This is a genomic window from Streptomyces sp. NPDC002911, assembly GCF_053591835.1.
The window spans coordinates 609,301-628,088 of sequence record NZ_JBSFUO010000001.1 but is presented as its reverse complement, the minus strand read 5'-3'; the positions used below and the strand labels follow the sequence as shown (position 1 = coordinate 628,088).

At 70.2% G+C, this 18,788-nt stretch carries 14 protein-coding genes; 6 read left to right on the top strand and 8 right to left on the bottom strand.

Annotated elements, in window-relative coordinates:
- Nucleotides 1-106 precede the first annotated feature (106 nt).
- The 5 genes from ACWD04_RS02820 to ACWD04_RS02800 all read right to left on the bottom strand — a co-directional run bounded on the left by ACWD04_RS02820 (nt 107) and on the right by ACWD04_RS02800 (nt 4,250).
- A complete protein-coding gene (locus tag ACWD04_RS02820; protein WP_451127353.1) occupies nt 107-874 on the bottom strand; it encodes a succinate dehydrogenase iron-sulfur subunit in 768 nt (255 codons plus the stop codon).
- Complete coding sequence (sdhA, locus tag ACWD04_RS02815; protein ID WP_451127351.1) at nt 874-2,628, bottom strand: succinate dehydrogenase flavoprotein subunit; 1,755 nt, start codon at nt 2,626-2,628, stop codon at nt 874-876. Before sdhA ends, ACWD04_RS02820 begins: the two co-directional genes overlap by 1 nt.
- Nucleotides 2,629-2,657: 29 nt before the next feature.
- Nucleotides 2,658-3,137: a succinate dehydrogenase hydrophobic membrane anchor subunit gene (locus ACWD04_RS02810; protein WP_451127349.1), complete on the bottom strand. Its 480-nt coding sequence runs from the start codon at nt 3,135-3,137 to the stop codon at nt 2,658-2,660.
- Nucleotides 3,138-3,142: 5 nt separating this feature from the next.
- Nucleotides 3,143-3,523, bottom strand: a complete 381-nt coding sequence (gene sdhC, locus ACWD04_RS02805; protein ID WP_014154475.1) for a succinate dehydrogenase, cytochrome b556 subunit — start codon at nt 3,521-3,523, stop codon at nt 3,143-3,145.
- Nucleotides 3,524-3,689: 166 nt separating this feature from the next.
- Nucleotides 3,690-4,250 carry a 2-oxo-4-hydroxy-4-carboxy-5-ureidoimidazoline decarboxylase gene (locus tag ACWD04_RS02800; protein ID WP_451127457.1) on the bottom strand — a complete coding sequence of 187 codons (561 nt, stop codon included), beginning with the start codon at nt 4,248-4,250 and terminating at the stop codon, nt 3,690-3,692.
- 371 nt (nt 4,251-4,621) lie between these two features.
- Between ACWD04_RS02800 and ACWD04_RS02795 the strand changes: the two genes are divergently transcribed.
- The 4 genes from ACWD04_RS02795 (at nt 4,622) to ACWD04_RS02780 (ending at nt 9,214) form a co-directional block, all read left to right on the top strand.
- The gene (locus ACWD04_RS02795) at nt 4,622-6,196 is read left to right on the top strand and encodes a beta-N-acetylhexosaminidase (protein WP_451127347.1); all 1,575 of its coding nucleotides are present in this window, start codon (nt 4,622-4,624) and stop codon (nt 6,194-6,196) included.
- 371 nt (nt 6,197-6,567) lie between these two features.
- On the top strand, nt 6,568-7,074 hold the full coding sequence (locus ACWD04_RS02790; protein ID WP_451127345.1) for a hypothetical protein: 507 nt from the start codon (nt 6,568-6,570) through the stop codon (nt 7,072-7,074).
- Between the two features lie 425 nt (nt 7,075-7,499).
- On the top strand, nt 7,500-8,183 hold the full coding sequence (locus ACWD04_RS02785; protein ID WP_451127343.1) for an RNA polymerase sigma factor: 684 nt from the start codon (nt 7,500-7,502) through the stop codon (nt 8,181-8,183).
- On the top strand, nt 8,183-9,214 hold the full coding sequence (locus ACWD04_RS02780) for a hypothetical protein (protein WP_451127341.1): 1,032 nt from the start codon (nt 8,183-8,185) through the stop codon (nt 9,212-9,214). Before ACWD04_RS02785 ends, ACWD04_RS02780 begins: the two co-directional genes overlap by 1 nt.
- A 186-nt stretch (nt 9,215-9,400) precedes the next feature.
- Here the strand turns inward: ACWD04_RS02780 and ACWD04_RS02775 are convergent, their stop codons facing one another.
- Complete coding sequence (locus tag ACWD04_RS02775) at nt 9,401-10,339, bottom strand: L,D-transpeptidase family protein (protein WP_451127339.1); 939 nt, start codon at nt 10,337-10,339, stop codon at nt 9,401-9,403.
- A 265-nt stretch (nt 10,340-10,604) separates the two neighbouring features.
- Between ACWD04_RS02775 and ACWD04_RS02770 the strand changes: the two genes are divergently transcribed.
- Both ACWD04_RS02770 and leuE read left to right on the top strand, forming a co-directional pair.
- The gene (locus ACWD04_RS02770) at nt 10,605-12,194 is read left to right on the top strand and encodes an acyl-CoA mutase large subunit family protein (RefSeq protein WP_451127337.1); all 1,590 of its coding nucleotides are present in this window, start codon (nt 10,605-10,607) and stop codon (nt 12,192-12,194) included.
- A 231-nt stretch (nt 12,195-12,425) separates the two neighbouring features.
- Nucleotides 12,426-13,085 (top strand): leucine efflux protein LeuE, encoded by a 660-nt coding sequence (leuE, locus tag ACWD04_RS02765; RefSeq protein WP_451127335.1) that lies wholly within the window; start codon nt 12,426-12,428, stop codon nt 13,083-13,085.
- 158 nt (nt 13,086-13,243) lie between these two features.
- Here leuE and ACWD04_RS02760 read toward each other — a convergent pair whose 3' ends face one another.
- Both ACWD04_RS02760 and ACWD04_RS02755 read right to left on the bottom strand, forming a co-directional pair.
- Nucleotides 13,244-16,612, bottom strand: a complete 3,369-nt coding sequence (locus tag ACWD04_RS02760) for a LamG-like jellyroll fold domain-containing protein (protein ID WP_451127333.1) — start codon at nt 16,610-16,612, stop codon at nt 13,244-13,246.
- Between the two features lie 89 nt (nt 16,613-16,701).
- Nucleotides 16,702-18,663, bottom strand: a complete 1,962-nt coding sequence (locus ACWD04_RS02755) for a tachylectin-related carbohydrate-binding protein (RefSeq protein ID WP_451127331.1) — start codon at nt 18,661-18,663, stop codon at nt 16,702-16,704.
- Nucleotides 18,664-18,788: the final 125 nt, after the last annotated feature.

Here is an 18,788-nt window from a genome sequence, read left to right as displayed (position 1 = left end):
ACCGGCTCCGCACGACCGTACCGTCCCGGCCCGCACGATGCACCAAAAGGCCCCGCCTCCCGCACGGTCCGTGTGCGGAACGGGGCCTCTCGGAGCAACGCGTCGGTCAGAAGCGACGGGTGATGAGCGCGCGCTTCACTTCCTGGATCGCCTTGGTGACCTCGATGCCACGCGGGCAGGCGTCCGTGCAGTTGAACGTCGTGCGGCAACGCCACACACCGTCACGGTCGTTGAGGATCTCCAGCCGCTGCTCTCCGGCCTCGTCACGCGAGTCGAAGATGAAGCGGTGCGCGTTGACGATGGCCGCCGGGCCGAAGTACTGGCCGTCGTTCCAGAACACCGGGCATGAGGACGTGCACGCGGCGCACAGGATGCACTTGGTGGTGTCGTCGAAGCGCTCACGGTCCTCGGCGGACTGCAGGCGCTCACGGGTCGGCTCGTTCCCCTTGGTGACGAGGAAGGGCATGACGTCGCGGTAGGCCTGGAAGAACGGATCCATGTCGACCACGAGGTCCTTGAGGACCGTGAGGCCCTTGATGGCCTCGACCGTGATCGGCTTCTCCGGGTTGATGTCCTTGATCAGCGTCTTGCAGGCGAGCCTGTTCTTGCCGTTGATCCGCATCGCGTCGGAGCCGCAGATGCCGTGCGCGCAGGAACGGCGGAAGGTCAGGGTGCCGTCCTGCTCCCACTTGATCTTGTGAAGGGCGTCGAGCACACGCTCCTTCGGGTCGATCGAGATCTGGAAGTCCTGCCACTGGACCTCGTCGGAGACCTCCGGGTTGAAGCGGCGGATCCGGAACGTGGCCGTGATGTACGGGGTGTCGGCGAAGCCGGCCTCGGCCTTGTCGGTCTTTTCCAGGGTCGGGGTAGCCATCAGTACTTTCGCTCCATCGGCTGGTAGCGGGTCGTCACGACCGGCTTGTAGTCGAGCCGGATCGACTCGGTGCCGTCGTCCGCGACCTCGCGGTACGCCATGGTGTGGCGCATGAAGTTGACGTCGTCGCGGTTCGGGAAGTCCTCGCGGTAGTGACCGCCGCGGGACTCCTTGCGGGCAAGCGCGGAGGTCGCCATGACCTCGGCCAGGTCGAGCAGGTTGCCCAGCTCGACGGCCTCCAGCAGGTCGGTGTTGAACCGCTTGCCCTTGTCCTGGATGGACACGTCGAGGTAACGCGCCCGCAGTTCGGCGATCTTGTCGACGGCCGTCTTGATCGTCTGCTCGGTGCGGAACACCATCACGTTGGCGTCCATGCACTCCTGCAGCTCCAGGCGCAGCTCGGAGACGCGCTCGGTGCCGGTGGAGGTGCGCAGCCGCTCGACCTGGTCGACGACCAGCTGCGCCGGGTTCTCGGGAAGCTCGACGAAGTCGTTCTTCGCGGAGTACTCGGCGGCGGCGATGCCCGAGCGGCGTCCGAAGACGTTGATGTCGAGCAGCGAGTTGGTGCCCAGGCGGTTGGCGCCGTGCACGGAGACACAGGCGACCTCGCCGGCGGCGTACAGGCCCGGGACGACGGTGGTGTTGTCGGCCAGCACCTCGCCCTCGACGTTGGTCGGGATGCCGCCCATGGCGTAGTGCGCCGTCGGCTGGATCGGAATCGGGTCCGTGTAGGGCTCGATACCGAGGTACGTACGCGCGAACTCGGTGATGTCCGGGAGCTTCGCGTCCAGCTGCTCCGGCGGGAGGTGCGTGAGGTCGAGGTAGACGTGGTCGCCCTCGGGACCGCAGCCGCGGCCCTCACGGATCTCCGTGTAGATGGAGCGGGACACGACGTCACGGGACGCGAGGTCCTTCATGACCGGCGCGTACTTCTCCATGAAGCGCTCGCCGTCCTTGTTGCGGAGGATGCCGCCCTCACCACGGGCGCCCTCCGTCAGCAGGATGCCCATGCGCCAGATGCCCGTCGGGTGGAACTGGAAGAACTCCATGTCCTCCAGCGGAAGTCCGCGGCGGTACGCGGCGGCCTGGCCGTCACCGGTCAGGGTGTGGGCGTTGGACGTCACCTTGAAGAACTTGCCGGTGCCGCCGGAGGCGAAGATGACCGACTTCGCCTGGAAGACGTGGATCTCACCGGTCGCCAGCTCGTAGGCGACGACGCCCGCGGACTTCTTGACCCCGTCCACGTCCTGGAGCAGGAGGTCGAGGACGTAGAACTCGTTGAAGAACTCCACGCCCTCCTTGACGCAGTTCTGGTACAGCGTCTGGAGGATCATGTGGCCGGTGCGGTCCGACGCGTAGCAGGACCGGCGGACCGGGGCCTCGCCGTGGCTACGGGTGTGACCACCGAAGCGGCGCTGGTCGATGCGGCCCTCGGGCGTGCGGTTGAACGGCAGGCCCATCTTCTCCAGGTCGAGGACGGCGTCGATGGCCTCCTTCGCGAGGATCTCGGCGGCGTCCTGGTCGACCAGGTAGTCGCCGCCCTTGATCGTGTCGAAGGTGTGCCACTCCCAGTTGTCCTCCTCCACGTTGGCGAGCGCGGCGGCCATGCCGCCCTGCGCCGCGCCCGTGTGGGAGCGGGTGGGGTAGAGCTTCGTCAGCACGGCGGTGCGGCTGCGCTTGGTCGACTCGATGGCCGCGCGCATGCCGGCGCCGCCGGCGCCGACGATGACGGTGTCGTACTTGTGGATCTGCATGGTTTCCTCTGGTCCCTCTGTCCCGGCGCCTAGCGGATGTTCGGGTCGAAGGTGAAGATCACCAGCGTGCCCAGCAGGACGGTGAACACCGTGGCGGTGTACAGGAGCATCTTCAGCCAGAAGCGGGTGTTGTCCCGTTCGGCGTAGTCGTTGATGACCGTACGGAGGCCGTTGGCGCCGTGCAGCATGGCGAGCCACAGCATCGTCAGGTCCCAGGCCTGCCAGAACGGCGAGGCCCAGCGGCCGGCCACGAAGGCGAAGCCGATCTTGGACACGCCGCCGTCCAGCACCAGCTGGATCAGCAGGTGGCCGATGACGAGGACGACCAGCACGATGCCCGACAGGCGCATGAAGAGCCAGGCGTACATCTCGAAGTTGGTGCGCGAACCCTTGGGGGTCTTGCCCGTGCGCTTACGCGGGGGCTCGATCACCGGGGCCGGGTTGTCGACGTCGAACAGGCTTACGCCCTCGACGTCACCGATCGCGGAAGAAGGTGTCTCGGTGGACATCGGCCTCAGCTCCCGAAAACTTCACGTACGGCGTGTCCGAGGACGGGGTACAGGGCCCCGACCATCAGCACGATCCAGATACCCAGAACGGTCCAGAGCATCTGCTTCTGGTAGCGCGGGCCCTTGGCCCAGAAGTCCACGGCGACGATCCGGAGACCGTTCAGCGCGTGGAAGAGAATTGCGGCCACCAGGCCGTATTCGAGCAGCGCGACGAGCGGGGTCTTGTAGGTGGCCACGACGTCGTCGTACGCCTCGGGGGAGACACGCACGAGAGCGGTGTCCAGGACGTGTACGAACAGGAAGAAGAAAATGAGGACACCGGTGACTCGATGAGCCACCCAGGACCACATGCCTTCCCGGCCGCGGTACAGCGTTCCAGCCGGCACGGAAGAACCCTCCGGGAGCGGGGATTGGGGTCGGCCGGCTTGACTGTCGGTCTGACCCGGCCGGGTACGGTCCACCGGCCCTGGCCATCGTAGCGACGCTTTGTCGGTTCCATGGCGGCGGGGCCTCTGGTGTGATCAAAGCGGCAGGCAAACAGGCACGGACGGGCTACCGGGGGTCATATGCCGCCGGGGGGGACGAGGCGGGCGCCAGGCCCGCCTCCGTCACCAGCTCGATGATGCGGCCCCGGGCGAGTCGTCGCATCTCCTCCGCGGCCAGGGAGTCCTCCTCGTCCGGTTCGTGCGCCAGTCGGGTGCGGATGGCGGCCAGCACCTGGTCGACGTGCTGGGAGGGGTGCAGGCCGTCGAGGCAGATCACGAAGGCATGGCCGAACCGGCTCTCGTACGCGGCGTGCGCGGCGCGCAGCGCCAGATGGGCGGCGCGTGGTGCGTCGTGGTGCAGGCAGGGGGCGCTCTCCGAGGCGAGTGCCTCGGAGAGATCGGGGGGCGCCAGGTCGTACCCTGCCTCGTCGGAGGCGGCGAGCAGGGTGTTCAGGTCCGGATAGGGGCGGTGCGCGGCCATACGCTGCGCCCAGCGGCTGCTGCCGAAGCACTCCAGCAGGGCCGCTTCGGTCAGTTCCCGGGGCCAGTCGTTGAAGCGCGCGAGCCCACTCGAGTGGGCATGTGGGCGGGTACTCACGGACACTGGTTCCGGAACGGGGGCTTCCACCGGGGCCTCCCGAAGGGCCGGGGCAGGGCCCCGGTTCTGGACGGGAACGGCCGTCCGTCCGGCCTGCTGCGGTGGTTTCGGCAGGTCGGCGTGGGACTCGCTGGACCTGGACAGCGGGACTCCTCGGATGAAAGACATCTGTGACCCCGGAGAGGGGCCGGAGAGCGACGAGGTTGCACGGAATGGGAGTGAAGACTGGGGCCTGTGACCTGTCACGTTAACGAGACCGAGCGACACACGACCGACGGACGCGAGAAATTCACCTGGACGGGAGAGTTTCGAAACGCCTGATGGACGAAACAGCGGGGGAAATGCCCGACTTTCTCATCTTCTTTGCTTTGTTTATCCCCCGATCTGGAGGTTCCTGACCGATGTCGCCCTCACGTGCACCCCTGGTGGCCGGTGCCGCCGTCGCGGTGGCAGCCGCCGTCACCCTGACCGTCGTCGTCTGGCCGGAGGGCTCCGGGCCCGGCGCGTCGGCGTCGTCCCGCACCTCCGCCGCACCGTCGCCCACCCGGAGCTACCCGCTCTCCACGACCCCGCGGACGGTACCCGCGGTCCGGGAACACACCGCAGCGCGCGGGCCCGGCTGGAAACCGGCGAAGGACAGCACGGTCGTCGCGGCCGACCCCGAGCTCGCCGACGAGGCGAAGCTGCTCGCCGAGGAGCTGAAGATCGGCTACCGGGGCGAGAAGCCCGCCCGGTCCGGCGACGTCGAGCTGGCGCTCGCCTCCTCGGGCAAGGGCGACCCGGAGTCGTACACCCTGAAGACCGAGGACAACCGCGTCACGATCAGCGGTCCCGGCCAGGCGGGCGTCTTCTACGGGACCCGCACCCTCAAGCAGTCGCTGAACACCGACAGCACCGTGCCCGAGGGCGTGGTGCGCGACACCCCCGACCGGCCGCAGCGCGGGCTCAACCTCGACATCGCGCGCAAGCACTACACCGCGGACTGGATCGAGGAACGGCTGCGCGAGATGGCCGACCTCAAGCTCAACCAGCTCGGCCTCCACTTCTCCGACGACCAGGCCTTCCGGATCGAGTCCGATTCGCACCCCGAGGTGGTCTCCGAGGAGCACCTCACCAAGGCCGAGGTCCGCCGGATCCTGAAGCTGGCCCAGAGCCTCCACATCACGGTCGTCGGCGAGATCGACTCCCCGGGACACCTGGGTGCCGTCCTGCGCGCCCACCCCGACCTCCAGCTGCGCAGCACTCAGGGTGTCGCCCGGCAGGGTGCCATCGACATCTCCAAGTCCGGCTCGGCGGAGATCGTGGACGACCTGCTGAAGGAGTACGCCGAGCTCTTCCCCGGCGACTGGTTCCATGTCGGCGCGGACGAGTACCAGGCCCTCACCGTGAGCGACCCGGCCGTCTCCTATCCGCAGCTCGCCACGGCCGCGCGGGAGAAGTACGGCGCCGGTGCCACCGTCCAGGACTATGCGGAGGGCTGGCTGAACGACCGCGCGGAGGTCATCCGCGCAGCCGGGAAGATCCCCAAGGCGTGGAACGACGGCTTCTTCAGCGGCGGCACGGTCACCGCCCACAAGGGCATCGAGGTCGAGTACTGGACGGGCAAGGAGATCGGCGCCCGGCTCCCCCAGGACTATCTCGCCGAGGGCCGCGACGTGGTCAACCTCAACGACGAGTTCCTCTACTACGTGCTGGGCGAGCCCAACGACTTCACGTACCCGACGGGCGAGCGGATCTACGAGCAGTGGACCCCGTTGGTCCTGCGCGGTACGGAGCCGGTGCCCGAGCGCTACTCGAAGCAGATCCTGGGCGGCCGGTTCGCGGTCTGGGGCGACTTCCCGAACGCGCAGACGCAGGCGCAGGTGGCGGAAGGGATCCGGATGCCGCTGAACGCGGTGTCCCAGAAGCTGTGGGACCCGCGGAAGCCGAAGCTGACCTGGGCGCAGTTCGAAGAACTCGCGGACGAGACCCGCTGAGGTCCAGGACTCTCCGGGCTCCATGTGCCGCACGCCCTGGGGAGGGGCGTGCGGCACATGGAGCCCTGCCCGCACCGTCCGGCGCCCGAGAACCGAAATCCCGGGGGCTCACCATGCTCTGTGGGGCGGCGATCGCCCTGCTGGCCGCCTTGATCGTCCGGACTCCTGTCCGTGGCCGCCGGGCTCCAGCTCCGCGACGGCCGGCGTGGTCCCGGCGGCCGTCGCGTTCGACATCGTGCCGCCCTCGGCCTGACCCCGCGCTCCGACCCGCCGCCGGGCGGCCCGGCTTCCGGATGAGTTGACCCGTTTTCGCGCTTCCCCGTGGCGCCGGCCGGGAAGAATGACAGCCCGGACCGCGGGGGGAGCACGATGTGGGTTTCTGGGGCTGCTATCTGGTGGGCCGCAGCGGTGAGCCGCTCATCGGCCACCCGGCGCTGCGGGACGCGCGCGAGCGGCTGACGCTGCGGGAGTACCGCGCGGACGGCTGGCAGGTCTGGTCCCACCCCACGGAGCCCTCGCTGGGCAGCATGACCGCGCTGGCCGACGCCGCACGGGCACCGGTCCTCCTCGGTTTCGTCATGGACGGTGTCAGCGTGGCCGTCGAGGCGTCGGCGCCGCACAGCGGGTCCTGGTACGCCTGCCTCGGCAGGGCTCCGATGGCCGCGTTCCTGGGCCGGGACGGCACGACACTCGAGGACCTCTTCCTGCCACCCGAGGACGCGGCGGCCCGGGCCGTCGGGTGGGCGGCCGAATCCGGCCAGGGCGTCCTCGAAGGGCCCCTGCTCGAACTGCTGCGCATCGAGCGGCCCGAGCGGTCCGCAGAGGAACTCTTCTTCGCTTTTCTGGACCGTCTGGGCGTCGAGAGCCTGTCCGGCTGACGTCCTGCTGTGATCCCCCGTGTCCGGTCTCGTCCGGAAGGGGAAGCGGCGATCGCCGCGCGCACTCTGCCGGCCCTGGCCGTGCGACTCGTGGAGCGGAACCACCGGACAGTCGATCGGGCCGGTCATGCAGAAGCCGGCGCCCTGGGTATCGCCCGCCCGGAGCGGGGAGAGGAACGACGACCGGGGCCGCCACCCCCCACAGGAGAGGCCCCGGCCGTCTTCCACAGGGCCGCAGTGCGACCCCGTACTCATCTCAGCGCCACGCGTGCGTTTTCTGTCACACCGCACTGAGCCAGGAGACCGTTGCGAGTTGTACAAGTCATGGACGGGGAACCGTCCGACCACGTAGCGTGCTGAGTCGCGCCGGGTGGCGCAGTAGGGGTGACCAGCTACGATTCGGATCGGCAAGGCGGGTTGAGGGAGTGCTGGGGGACGACGCGGAGCTGACCGCCGCGGTGCTCGCGGCACAGGACGGGGACGAGGACGCCTTCCGGACTGTGTACCGCGCCGTGCACCCGAGGCTCTTGGGCTACATACGGACGCTGGTCGGTGAACCGGACGCCGAGGACGTGGCGTCCGAGACCTGGCTGCAGATAGCGCGTGACCTCGGCCGGTTCAGCGGAGACGCCGACCGGTTCCGCGGCTGGGCCGCGCGGATAGCACGCAACCGCTCGCTCGATCACATACGGATGCGGGGCAGGCGCCCCGCTGTCGGCGGCGACGAGAGCGAGCTGGCAGGCGAGGCCGCCGAGTCCGACACCGCGAACGAGGCGCTGGAGTCCCTGGCCACCGGACGTGCCATGTCCCTCATCGCACAGCTGCCTCAGGACCAGGCCGAGGCGGTCGTGCTCCGTGTGGTGATCGGTCTCGACGCGAAGAGCGCGGCCCGGACGCTGGGCAAGCGCCCCGGCGCGGTGCGCACCGCCGCGCACCGCGGACTGAAGCGGCTCGCGGAGCTGGTCGGCGCCGACCACGGCCCGGAGGACGACATTTCGGCAGCGGGTGCGGAACTCGGCGCCGTACCCGCACAACGCCCCGGTCGCCAGGGTGCGGTGGCGCCCGCCGGTGTGACGCATTCGCGTCCGTGGACGCAGAAGGACATGTGATGGCCGACGAGCAGCAGGAGTGGCTTGACGCGGACGCGGCGGAGATGTTGCTCCGCGGCGAGTCCGTCGAGCCCGTCGACGATCATGCGAGAACCGAGGCCCGGCAGCTGGAGGCCGCGCTGCTCGCTCTGCGGACCCCGGGCCCGGCCGGCGAGGAACTGCCCGGCGAGGCCGCCGTACTGGCCGCCTTCCGTGAGGCGTCCCGGGGCGGGAATCGGGCCGGCGCGGTGCGTCCCGCCGGATTCGGGGGGCAGCGGGACACGCCGCACACCGAACGGACCGGGAAGGCACCCGAGGCCACGCTCCGGCGCCCGCGCTGGACCCGTCCCGTGCGCTACGGCCTCGCCGTCTCGCTCGCCGGGTTCGCGCTCGGCGGTGTGGCGGTCGCCGGGGGTACGGGCATGCTTCCGGCACCGTTCGGCGGCCAGGGCTCGCCGCCGGTTCCGGCGACGTCCGTCTCGGCGGCCGCGTCCCCCGAGGAGCTGGGTGTGGAGGTGCCCGATGCCGCTGAACCCTCGCCCCTGCCCTCCGTCACGTCCGGTGCGTCCGATCCGGCGGCCTCGGACGAGCCGGACGCCGGGACGGACGGGAGCGACGGGCGAACCGGGCAGGACGGCGGCGCGACGGAACGCGGGGACGGCGACCGGGACAGCGCCACCGGCGACACCGGTGGTACCCAGGACGGTACGGGCGGGCGCGAGGAGCCAGGAGGCCCCCCGGCCGGGGTGTACGCGAAGTCGGTCAAGGCCTGCCGCGACTACCGGGCGGACGGCCTGAGCCATAAGGACGAGCAGCGGCTCCTCGAACTGGCAGACGGAGAAGCCGATCTGGAGAGCTTCTGCGACCGGCTCCTGGACAAGGACGACCGTGAGGGCGGGAGCGCGGAGGACGGCCAGGGCGAGGACGAGGGCAAGGGCAGCGGCGGGAACGGCGGCGGGAACGGCGGCGCGGACAAGGGCGGGGACGGCGAGAGCTCTCTTCCCTCGGCCTCCTTCCGCACGCCGTCCGTGCTCTCCCCGACACCGCGCTGACCTGCATGAACGTGTCAGCTGTAACGTTCTCCGACGATCCGACGCAGTAGTGAGTGCCGACTGGTCATCGGCAGCGCGAAAGAGCCGGGGTTCCCCCCGTACCTTCGGCTCAGCGCATCCGGCGCGGGCGGGACACGTTCCCCCGGTCCCGTCCGCGCCCCTGACCCGGTCGGACGTCCAGGACGTCTACCAGTAGATGACGACCTTGTCGCCGTTGCGTACCTGGCCGTAGAGCGACGCGATCTTCCCCTCGTCCCGCACGTTCACGCAGCCGTGCGAGGCGCCGCTGTAGCCGCGGGCCGCGAAGTCCGACGAGTAGTGCACCGCCTGGCCGCCGCTGAAGAACATGGCGTACGGCATGGGGGAGTCGTAGAGCGTCGAGACGTGGTGGCGGGATTTCCAGTACACCGAGAAGGTGCCTTCACGGGTGGGCGTGTACTCCGAGCCGAATCGCACATCCATCGACGAGACGACCTTGCCGTCGATCATCCAGGACAGCGTGCGGCTGTTCTTGCTGATGCACAGGACCCGGCCTGTCATGCAGCGGGTGTCGGGCTTCGCCACGGGCTCGGTGGTCGGCGGTTCGAGTTCCCTCGCCGTCGGCTTCCGCGTCATCGCGAGCAGTCGTTCCCAGGTCACCGTGTCGGTCCTCCCCGTGCGGGACAGGCCCCGCTTGCCCTGGAAGGACTGCACCGACGCGACGGTCGTGGTGCCGTAGTACCCGGTGGGGCTGCGGTCGAAGTGGCCGATCTGGCGCAGACGGGCCTGGAGCTCCCGTACCCGCTTGCTCCGGTCGCCGACGGACATCAGGGTGCTGGGCTGCGGAGAGGGCCGCACGCTCGGGGCCCGTGAGGGGGTGGCCGAGGGGCTCGCCGGGTCGCTGCCGTTGTTGGCGTCGTTCACGGGAGGCGGGGACGTGGGAGGCGGAGACGTGGGGGGTGGTGACGTGGGGGGTGGTGACGTGGGGACTGGAGACGCCTCCGGCGGGAGGGCGGTGGACTCCGCCGCCCCCACCTTCTCGACCTTGCAGCCCGCCGTCAGCGTGGCCAGCGCGAGCACGCCGACAGCTGCCGCCGCCCCCGTGCGCACGGTGCGCGTGTACCTGTTCGTCCGTACGCGTCTCATACTCTGCCCCCTGGCTCGCTCGTCGCGGCCCCGGCCGCGCGTGACCTGTTGCGCATGACCCGTCGCGCGGCGCGGATATCTCATGAGACGGATTCCCGTCCTGCCCGGTTGCCGAATCCTGCGCATGATGGGAAGTGCGCGTCCAGACCTCGGGGCAGTGCTGTGAGGAAGGTCCCAGCAGAGGGCTCCCCGCAGGCCGTGGCGTCGCCTTCAGAGTCCGTCGCGAGTCGTGTTACCGATGAGTAGCTCGAGTGGGAGGCAACAGATGACGCGTGAGTCCGAGTCGGGACTGCCCATCGAGCCGGTGTACGGGCCGGAGGCGCTCGACGGCTGGCGGGCCGAGGAGAAGCTGGGCGCCCCGGGTACGTTCCCCTTCACGCGTGGTGTCCACCCCACCATGTACACGGGCCGGCCGTGGACGATGCGCCAGTACGCGGGATTCGGTACGGCCACCGAGTCCAACGCCCGCTACAAGCAGCTGATCGCCGACGGCACGACGGGCCTGTCCGTCGCGTTCGACCTGCCGACCCAGATGGGACACGACTCGGACGCCCCGATCGCCTCCGGCGAGGTCGGCAAGGTCGGCGTGGCGATCGACTCGATCGACGACATGCGCGTTCTCTTCGGCGGGATCCCGCTGGACGAGGTCTCCACCTCGATGACCATCAACGCACCCGCCGCGCTGCTGCTCCTCCTCTACCAGCTGGTCGCCGAGGAGCAGGGTGTGCCGGCCGGCCGGCTGACGGGCACGATCCAGAACGACGTGCTGAAGGAGTACATCGCCCGGGGTACGTACATCTTCCCGCCGAAGCCCTCGCTGCGGCTGATCGCCGACATCTTCAAGTACTGCGGGACCGAGATCCCGAAGTGGAACACGATCTCGATCTCCGGCTACCACATGGCGGAGGCGGGGGCCTCACCCGCGCAGGAGATCGCCTTCACCCTCGCGGACGGCATCGAGTACGTCCGCACCGCCGTCGCGGCCGGCATGGACGTGGACGACTTCGCGCCGCGGCTCTCCTTCTTCTTCGTCGCCCGTACGACGATCCTCGAGGAGGTCGCCAAATTCCGTGCCGCGCGCCGGATCTGGGCATGGGTGATGCGGGAGGAGTTCGGCGCGACGGAACCCAAGTCCCTGATGCTGCGTTTCCACACCCAGACCGCCGGTGTGCAGCTCACCGCCCAGCAGCCGGAGGTCAACCTCGTCCGGGTCGCCGTACAGGGCTTGGGCGCGGTCCTCGGCGGCACACAGTCGCTGCACACCAACTCCTACGACGAGGCGATCGCCCTCCCGACGGACAAGTCGGCCCGTCTCGCCCTGCGCACCCAGCAGGTCCTGGCATACGAAACCGACGTGACGGCGACGGTGGACCCCTTCGCCGGGTCTTACGTCGTGGAGAAGATGACCGACGACGTGGAAGCGGCGGCGCTGGAACTGATGCGTAGGGTCGAGGAGATGGGCGGCGCGGTCGGCGCCATCGAACGCGGCTTCCAGAAGAGCGAGATCGAGCGCAGCGCCTACCGCATCGCGCAGGAGACGGACAGTGGCGAGCGCGTCGTCGTCGGAGTGAACCGCTACCGCCTCGACGAGGAGGAGCCGTACGAGCCGCTCCGCGTCGACCCGGCGATCGAAACCGAGCAGGCGGCCCGCCTGGCGAAGCTCCGCGCCGAACGCGACCAGGAGGCGGTGGACGCGGCCCTCGCGGAGCTGAGGAAAGCGGCCGGGAGCGACGCGGGCACAGCCAACGTGCTCTACCCGATGAAGGACGCGCTGAGGGCGCGGGCGACGGTGGGGGAGGTCTGCGACGCGCTGCGGGAGGTATGGGGGGCGTACGTCCCGACGGACGCGTTCTGAGCGGCCGGGCCACCGCCACGGGTGTTCTCCTCCAGGGCTCACCGTGGCACCACCGGCCGACAAATCGGATGCGGCGGCACCGTCCTGGCTCGGCGGGTGATCCGGTGCCGGAGCGCGCGAGGTGGAGAAGGAGTTCTCCGTGGACCGACTGCTGGACGGAGACAGGGACTGATCGGCCGCATTCTGCACCGTCCGGACGGAGTGTCGTACCCGCGTGCGACACTCCGCTACATGCTGGGTATCACCGATCTTCCGACCTATCTCGCCGGCCTGGTGCTGATCATTCTGCTGCCGGGGCCGAACTCGCTGTATGTGCTCTCCGTCGCCGCCAGGCGTGGGGTGCGCACCGGTTATGTGGCCGCTGCCGGAGTGTGGACCGGGGACACGATCCTGATGACGTTGTCCGCGTTGGGTGCCGCCTCCCTGCTGCAGACGACGCCCCTGCTCTTCAGCATCGTCAAGTTCGCCGGCGCGGGCTATCTGACCTGGCTGGCGATCGGGATGCTGCGGACGGCCGTGTCGATGTGGCGCGAGCGGCACGAGCGGACGACCGATCCGGCGGACGAGGCCGGGGCACCCGCGACAGAGGCGGAGCACCCCTACCGTCGTGCGCTCGTGGTCAGCCTGTTCAATCCCAAGCTGATCCTGTTTCTCATCTCCTTCTTCGTGCAGTTCGTCGATCCCGGCTACGCCTATCCGGCGCTGTCCTTCCTGCTCCTGGGCACGCTGCTGCAGATCGGCAGCTTCCTCTACCTCTCGGCGCTCATATTCGGCGGCACCCGCCTGGCCGCCGCCTTCCGCCGCCGCAAGCGGCTGTCGGCGGGGGCCACTTCGGCGGCGGGTGCGCTGTTCCTCGGGTTCGCGGCGAAGCTGTCGTTCAGCAGCGTGTGAGCACGGCGACGAATTTCTCGTCGGGGCTCGCGGTGTGGATCTCCGCGCTCGCCCTGCCGACCCGTTCCACCGCCTGCCGCGCAGCGCGCAAGCCGGCGGTCAGCCGCAGACGGGCGGCGGGGTGCCGGGCTCCGTGGAACCTGGCACCCCACCCGGCGTCACATGCGTGCGTAACCTGTCGCCGTCACCGTCTCGAAGGGGAGCCGCGCCACCGTCGCCGTTCCCGGGTCGGCGTTGCTCGTGCGGAGTGCCGTCAGCTCCTGTGCCGTCAGGGCCCGGCGCACCATCGCGAACTCGTCCAGAGAGCCCTTCAGATGCTCGGCGCCGTTAGGTCGGGCCCCCAGACGGATGCCGGACACCTCGAACGCATCACCGTAGGTCACCGCACCGGGCGGGGTGCTCGCCTCGTCGAGGACGGTGCCGTCCACCGACAGGGTCAGCCGGTCACCGGACCGCTGGAGTACGACGTGGTGCCACACGGCGTCCCCGAAGGCGGCGGCCGTGGTGGGGTCGACCGCGTGCAACTCGGTCGTGGCGCTGTCCGTCTGGAAGTGGGCCGTCAGCCGGTCCTGTGCGGGCTTGGCGCGCAGCCACAGCTGGCGTTCCGCGCCTCCCGTGCCGTAGGCCCAGAGCAGCACCTGATCGCCGGTGGCCGAGGTGGCGGAGTACTTCCACCACAGCGCGACGGTGAAGTCGCCGGCTCCCAGCGCCTCGTCGGCGCCGTAGGGGAGTTCGACGCCGTCGTCCGTGCCGTCGAGCGTCAGAGCGGAGCCGAATCTGCCGCTTCCCGTGGTCGCGGAACCCCGTACGTAGGCGTGGTTGCAGCGGGCGGAGGAGTCCGGCGTCGCAGGGCCGGTGGCGGAGCGCTGGACCTGGTGGACCTCGGTGTTGCCCGGCTCCATCGACCACCAGACCCGAGGCGGATCCGCCGGGTAGCCGCCGGTACCGCCGACCGTGGAGGCCGAGACGCTGGTCAGCTCGGCAGGTGTCAGCGCCCGGTCGAACAGACGGACGTCGTCCAGCTTGCCGTTCAGCACGTCGGTGCGGTCCGGCTTGGAACCGACGCGCAGTCCGTCGGCCCCGGCACCGGTCAGTGAGCCGGTGAGGCCGGAGGCCTCCACGGCCGGCCCGCCGTCGACGCTCAGCCGCAGGGTGCCTCCGGTGCGGCTCAGGGCCAGCAGATGCCAGTCCCCGTCCCCGTAGGCCGCGGACGTGCCGGGGTCCGGCAGAGTGAGCTCGACACGTCCCTCGGGTGTCTGGGCCCAGGCCAGCAGGCGGTCCTGGGCCGGCTGGGTTCGTACCCACAGGGAGGGCTTGCCGGACGTCGAGCCGTAGGCCCACAGCAGTGCCGCGTTGGGCGTCGAGGCCGAGGCCGAGTGGGCGAACCACAGGGTGTACGTGAAGTCCGAGGAGCCCACGTCCAGGGCGGGCACGTACGGGGTCTCGACACCCGGCCGGGTGGCCGACACGCCGATCGCACCCCTGCCCACGCGTCCCGTCGTCTCTGCCGGCAGCCCGTCGAGGAGGGTGCCGTCGGCGCAGTGGCCGGAGACGTCGTCCTGGATGCCGACGGAGACCATGGCCGGGGCATCGGCGCGGTCGATCACCTGGAACGGGAGATGCGCCGACAGCGTGTCCTCGGTGCCGGGAGCGCCGTCCGCGGTGCGCAGTGCCGTGAGCTGGGCGGAGGTGAGGGCGGCGCGATGGACCCGGAATCCGTCGAGCGCGCCCGCGTAGGAGTCGCTGGCGGTCGCGTCGGCCTTGGCGCCGAGCCGGATTCCGTCGACTTGCCGGTCGAGGGTGTCCGTGAGGGATCCGGTGACCCCGGTCGCCACGGCGGAAGGCCCGCCGTCCACCGACAGGGCCAGCTGCCCCGCGGTGCGTACCAGGGCCAGCTGGTGCCAGGCCCCGTCTCCGAAAGCGGTGGACGCCGCCGTGTCCGGCAGCGCCAGCCCGGTGGTGCCCGAGGCGGTCTGGGCCCAGACGAAGAGCCGGTCCTGCGCCGGCTGCGCCCTGATCCACACCTGCGGTTCGGCCGAGCCCGTGCCGTACGCCCACATCAGGGCCTGCTGCGGGCTCGTGGCCGAGGCCGTGTGGCGGAAGAAGAACGAGTAGGTGACGTCTCCGGCGCCCGGGTCGAGGGACGGCGCGTACGGCAGTTCGGCGTGGTCGCCCGCTCCGTCCAGGACGAGGGCCTGCTGGAAGCGGCCCTGGCCCAGTGTGGCGTCCCCCGCCAGGTAGGCGTCGTTGGCGTCCGGGCCGGTGTCCGGGGTGGTCCGGCCGGCCGGAGGCGTGGGCTGGGGATGGACCGGACCGGTGGTCGTGCCGGGTACGCCCACGGAGGAGGGCGTGAATCGGTTGAAGTAGAGATGGGCGGCGGAGAAGTCCGCACCGCCTTCGTAGAGGAGCCCGATCTGGCCGTCCACGAGCTCGGCGAGGTCGGAGTATCCGGCCCGGTTGTCGCTTATCCCGCTCCGGGAGGACTGCTGCCAGGTCACACCCCGGTCCGTCGACCACCGCAGGCCCATCTCCTGGCGGTCGGTGGGGTGGGTGGGGGCCGCGAACACGAGTGTGTCACCCGGGGTGCTGCGGTACGTCTGCCGCAGGGCGAGCAGCGAGCCCTGCACCTGAGGTGTCGTCAGGCCGGTCGCCGGCCGCTGAGCGGGCACGGTCGTCCCCCCGTCCGTGCTCACGGCGCGGGTGCGGTGGACGGGATCGGTGTTGTTCCGCGCGTTGACGTACAGGCTCCCGTCGTCGAGCTCGGCGACGGCCGGCTCACCCGGCTTGACGGTGTCCTTCACATGGGAGTTCGGGGTGGTGGACGCCTGCCAGTTCTCTCCGCCGTCGTCGCTGTACAGCACGCCGATGTACGCGGTCGAGGAATCGGGTTCCTCGTACGCCCCCACGACCAGCCGGCCCCGGTGCGCGCCCTCGGTGAGCTGGATGCCGTGACCGGGGCCGGTGCCGTACCAGCCCTTGTCGGTGCCCGCGAACCTCGGGAGCGGACGGGCCGCGCCGAAGGTCAGCCCGTCGTCGGTGGAGCGCTGGACACGCGGTGTCCGCTTGCCGCCCGGCCGCACCGGCTCGGAGGTGGAGAGCAGCAGGACGTCACCGGTGACGAGGTCGGCGACCGGCGCGGGATTGCTCTGGGTGTAGGGCGCGTGCGGGTCGTCCGGGCTTCCGGTCGTCACCACACGGACCGGGCCCCAGGTGCGGCCGTCGTTGGTGGAGCGCCGGACCACGAGGTCGATGGGACCGCGGTCGGCGCATGAGGGCGAGCGGCGGGCCTCGGCGAAGGCGAGCAGCGCGTTCGTCTTGGTGCGGACCAGGGCGGGGATGCGGAAGCAGCCGTAACCGCCGGTCCCTGACCGGAAGAGGATCTGCTCGGTTCCGGTCAGGGCGTCGGCGGACGGTGCGGCGCCGGAGGCCTGGGCGGTCGGCGCGGCGAACGCGGGTACGGCGAGACACGAGAGGAGCAGGCCCAGGCCCGCCAGTACCGCTCTCGTCCTGGTGCTGACAACGGGCAAGGGAGGTTGCCTCTCTCTCGGCGGCACCGCAGCCGTCCCGGAAGGAGACGGCTGCGGTGGATGGGGGTGTCGCGGCCGGTGGTGCGGGGTCAGCCGGCCGGCGGGGCGGTCAGCTCGGTGCCCGTGAACCGGGGCGACGTGCCGGTGGTGCGGGCGGCGAAGGCGCTGAAATTGGCGTTGAGCTCGTAGATCCAGGTGGCGTTGGAGGCGGAGCGGAAGGTGAAGCCCCAGCGCGGGCCGTTGGCGTTGGTGTAGGTGAACGCGGTGGGCTCGGCCGCCGCGCCCTCGGCCACCCGGTCCCAGGTGCGCCAGACTCCGCTGCCCTGCGTGGTCTCACCCGTGTTGTGGACGCCGCCGTCGGCGTCGCGCACCATGACTTCGGTGAGGCCCGAAGCCGGGGAGATCACGGCGGTCGGCGATCCTTCGGCCACCACACCCGCGAGGGTGCTCCACGCGCTGTAGGCTCCGCCCTCGGCGTCCTGCGTGGTGGTGATGACATTGCCCTGGCCGTCGTTGGCGAAGACGCGGTAGCGGTATCCCGGGTAGACGACGACGGCCGGAGTACCGGTGACGGTCTGGGCGCCGAGTCCGGTCCAGGACGTGAGGGTGCCGGCCTCGTCGAACCGGGCGGTGACCAGCGATCCGGCCGCGTTCTTGCCGAAGAGCTGGATACCGTCGCGAGCCGGGACGGCGGTCAGCGGGCCGGAGAGGCCGAGGCCGTTCAGCGGCATCCAGGCCATGAACGAGACGTTGGGACGCTGCTGGATCCGGTACCAGGGCCGTCCGTCCGCGTCGGCGGTGAACTGCACCAGCCGGCCGGTGGCCGTCTTCGTGGTCACGGGGTGCTGGGCCATGGCGCCGCCGAGGGAGAGCCAGGGCTCCCAGTCCGCGGAGGTCTTGGCCTTCTGGTTGAGCTGCCAGACGTCACCCGAGAGGTTGTGCCCGGTGACGACGACCCGGCCGTCCTCGTGCTCCGCGAGAGTCGGACGTCCCGAGAAGGCCTCGTTACCCGAGACCGTCGCCCACTTCGCCGAGTTGATGTCCGACGGGTCGGAGATCCTGCCGTGCACGAGGTGCCCGACGTTGTCCGAGTAGGCGATCTCGAGCGAGCCCGAGGAGGACTGTGTGATGGCCGCCGGGCTGTACTTCTCCAACGAGGCCGGCGTCGACGCCGGGGTGTGGGTGTTGACGATCCGGCACGCGTCGGGCGCACCCGCGACGCTGGTGTAGGCGGCCCAGCCCGAGGCGCCGACCGTTTTCTTGTAGACGGGGAAGTCCCGGATGTTCTCGTCGAAACGGTAGTAGTGCGCGGCTCCGGCCGCGGTGATGCCCATGAGCGTGTCGCCGCCGACGGAGGTGATCCCCTTGGTGTACACGTTCCAGTCGGCCAGGCTCTCGACGACGTGTCGCTCCAGCCAGCGCTGGCTCGCGAAGTCGTAGCGTGAGCGGTACAGACGGCCGTCCGTCGCCGAACGCCCGTACACCACACCCTTGTCGGCCGCCACGATCAGGTTGTAGCGCTCCCACCCCTGGTCGAGGATCTTGCCGCTGTCCGCGGACCAGGTCTCGTCCGCCGAGTCGTACGAGAACGTCCGCAGGGCACCCTCGTTGTCCAGCACCCAGATCCGGTCGTCCCGGTCGATGGTGACCTGGTTGCGGTCCTCCGCCTTGGCCAGCCAGCCGAAGTTGTCGCTGATCTTCTTGTGGTGGATGTCCCAGGTGCCCGAGGACCGGTGGCTCAGGTAGAGCCCGTCGGACTTGATCCCGTAGAAGCGTGCCGACTGCCCGGCCAGCATCCGGCCGTACACGTTCCAGCCCGTGTCGATGCTGCCGGCGGCCGGGAGCGTTCCGCCGGTGAGCGGGGTGGGCATGTCGGCGCGCAGCAGTTTGCCCGCCGAGTCGACGGCGTAGGTGGGACCTGTCGTGGTGCAGGCGGCGGCCTCGGCCGCGTGCGCCGTTCCGGGCAGGGCGACGAGCAGGGGGAGCGCGGCGGCCACGGCGGTGGCCGCCGCGATCCACCTCGGAGCGGGACGGGACGTGTCTGAGGTCATGGTGCTGGACGTTAGGCGGACGCGGGTGAACGGTGCGGTAGCGAAAAGATGAAGAAGGAATGCCCCAACATGGCGTGTGCATGAACAATGTGTGCCCGTCTCGACACACGGAGATCAGTGGCCAC

Excerpts from the sequence above, each read along its gene's own strand:
- ACWD04_RS02810 (WP_451127349.1), bottom strand. The coding sequence starts at position 3,137 with ATGTCCACCGAGACACCTTCTTCCGCGATCGGTGACGTCGAGGGCGTA.
- ACWD04_RS02755 (WP_451127331.1), bottom strand. The coding sequence starts at position 18,663 with ATGACCTCAGACACGTCCCGTCCCGCTCCGAGGTGGATCGCGGCGGCC.
- ACWD04_RS02775 (WP_451127339.1), bottom strand. The coding sequence starts at position 10,339 with ATGAGACGCGTACGGACGAACAGGTACACGCGCACCGTGCGCACGGGG.
- leuE (WP_451127335.1), top strand. The coding sequence starts at position 12,426 with ATGCTGGGTATCACCGATCTTCCGACCTATCTCGCCGGCCTGGTGCTG.
- ACWD04_RS02820 (WP_451127353.1), bottom strand. The coding sequence starts at position 874 with ATGGCTACCCCGACCCTGGAAAAGACCGACAAGGCCGAGGCCGGCTTC.
- ACWD04_RS02795 (WP_451127347.1), top strand. The coding sequence starts at position 4,622 with ATGTCGCCCTCACGTGCACCCCTGGTGGCCGGTGCCGCCGTCGCGGTG.
- ACWD04_RS02770 (WP_451127337.1), top strand. The coding sequence starts at position 10,605 with ATGACGCGTGAGTCCGAGTCGGGACTGCCCATCGAGCCGGTGTACGGG.
- sdhA (WP_451127351.1), bottom strand. The coding sequence starts at position 2,628 with ATGCAGATCCACAAGTACGACACCGTCATCGTCGGCGCCGGCGGCGCC.
- ACWD04_RS02780 (WP_451127341.1), top strand. The coding sequence starts at position 8,183 with ATGGCCGACGAGCAGCAGGAGTGGCTTGACGCGGACGCGGCGGAGATG.